The organism is Kitasatospora sp. NPDC093558, from assembly GCF_040683475.1.
Classification (GTDB): Bacteria; Actinomycetota; Actinomycetes; order Streptomycetales; family Streptomycetaceae; genus Kitasatospora.
Window position 1 is genome coordinate 1 of record NZ_JBFBDY010000900.1, and the last position, 2,160, is coordinate 2,160.

The 2,160-nt window shown below is 71.2% G+C and carries 2 protein-coding genes; both read right to left on the reverse strand.

Features of this window, described 5'->3' with window-relative positions:
* Positions 1-41: 41 nt before the first annotated feature.
* Positions 42-500 carry an XRE family transcriptional regulator gene (locus AB0O00_RS36700; RefSeq protein ID WP_363659037.1) on the reverse strand — a complete coding sequence of 153 codons (459 nt, stop codon included), beginning with the start codon at positions 498-500 and terminating at the stop codon, positions 42-44.
* 91 nt (positions 501-591) lie between these two features.
* Positions 592-2,160, reverse strand: a 1,569-nt coding sequence (locus AB0O00_RS36705) for a transcriptional regulator (RefSeq protein ID WP_363659038.1), incomplete at its 5' end; no start/stop codon positions are given.

A 2,160-nucleotide genomic window follows, 5' to 3' on the forward strand; every position in this document is an offset into this window, starting at 1 on the left:
GGGCAGCGCCGCCTGATGCGGCGCTGCCTGTGGCGCATGGCTCAGTCCACGGAGAACTCGGCCCAGTGGAGGCCGGTGAGGGTGACCTCCAGGCTGCGGGCACGGCGGCCTCCGTCCGTGAAGTAGGCGTCGCGCAGGCCTTCGGCGATGATCTTCTCTTGCTCCTGCTGGCCGGCGCCGGCATCGCGGGCCTCGAACAGCCGGCGCGCGACGTCGCCGGACAGCTTTTGCGGGGGCAGGATGCGGTCGCGGGGGTCGTCGGTGCCGGGGCCGGTCGTCTTGAAGCCGAAGGTCGCCGACACCTCTACGGTGAAGCCGTTGGCCTCGGCGGCCTTGCGGATCCGGTCGCGGACGCGGGGCTGCCAGCGCTCCCGGACGGCGTCCTCGACCTTCTTCGCGTTGTCCTTGCCGATGCCGCCGCCCTTGAGCCAGCGCTCCACCGAGCGCTGGGAGACTCCCAGTTCGCGGGCGGTGTTCTTGGTGCCCTTGTACTGCTTCACCAGGAAGCTGGTGCGGCCGGCCAGGGTCTTGGGGATGGGCTTGGTCTGCAGGGCGCGTTCCAGCGCGCGGTCGAGCTCTTCACTCTTCAGGTCACTCCCCCTCGGCGTAGGCGTCGCCGCCCTTGATATGGCGGCCCGGGTTGACGTCGTCGGCGATCAGCTCCAGCGCCCAGGCCATCGTCTGGGTGCCCTCGTGCTTGACGTGCCCGGGCGAGATTCCCAGGCGCCACGCGGTGGCGAGGGTACTGTCCGGGCGGCGCAGGACGGCCAGCGGCGAGGGGCCCGTGGAGGGGTAGACGATGCAGTCGGCGAGCGCGGCGATCGGGTACTCGCCGGTCGCCTCGGCGTGACGGCGGATCTTGCGGTGCTTGTTCACGGTGTCGGTGTCGATGACCAGCGCCCGGTTGAGCGGGTCCCAGGTGAGCCGGTCCAGGGCCGGCCAGCGCTGGCCGGGCCGGTAGGAGGCGCCACGGGGGCGCTCGCGGAGCTTGCCGATCGAGCCTTTCGCCGTGGACTTGATGGCGTGCAGGATCGCGAATTCGGTCGCATCGCCGTTCTTCAGGTCGGCCATCGCCGTCAGGAACGCTTCGACGTCGCGGTCGGCCAGGTCCAGGGCCACGCCGAGGTTGGCCATGGTGGTGATGTAGGCCTCGCGCAGGTGTTTGTGCCACGGGTCGAGCCATGGGCCGGACTCGTGGCGCAGCCAGCCCTGCGTCGGCTGGACGGGGATGCCGAGTTCGAGGGCGTAGGCGACCTTGACGGTGCTGTACCAGGCGGGTCCGGTGGGCGGTAGGCCGTCGGGGGTGAAGGGGTTGGGCATGCTGGGGTCGAGTTCGGCGGTGGAGAAGTCGCACTTCCAGCTGCCCGGGACCTTCTTGTCAAAGGTGGGGTTGAGCTCGTGGACCGGCTCCGACAGGGCCAGGGTGAGCCTGCCTGCAGCGGCCATGAAGGCCATGTTGACGTCGATGCCGACCGCGTTGGGGTAGCCGCGCTCGCGGTCCTCGATCAGGTCCAGGGGGCGGATCCAGTCCCATGTCTCGGTGATCAGCACGTCATCCGGGTCGCGGTCCTTGGCGACGGGGTGCTCGGCCGGGGCCTCGGGCGGCGCGGGGTCGAACGCGCGGGTGCGTGAGCCCTCGACCGGGCCGGAGGTCCAGCCGGTCTCGGTGCGCACTGCGCGGGTTGGCGGGCGCAGCGCTTCCATAAGGGCGAGGCCGGTGACGGCGGTGGAGCCGCGCGGGGTCAAGACGCGCATCGCGTAGCCGCCGAGGAGGGCGGCGAGCTGTGCGGCGTCGAGGTCGTTGGGCACGTTCCAGCCGCCAGTGGTGAGCGCGGCCCACGTCGGGATGCAGTACTGGACGCACTCGCGCTTGGCGCCGTTGGGGGTGCGGTAGACGCGGGCCCATGGGCCGAATCCGCGCTGGGTGAGCTGCCAGCCAGCCTTGACGAGGGTCTTGACGATTGGTCCGGTCTCCCGGAGGCGGCCGATGCGGCGTTCGAAGTTGCCGTCGGCGTCCTCGCCCATCGGCGGCAGGCCGAGGAACTCGGCCGCGTCCGCCATGAGGACGACCAGTGGGTCGGCGTCCTTGCCGTGCTTGTGGAGCCGGGGCGCGCCGAGGCCGGCGGTGAGCGCCCACTCGGTCAGCTGGGGCAGCGTCTT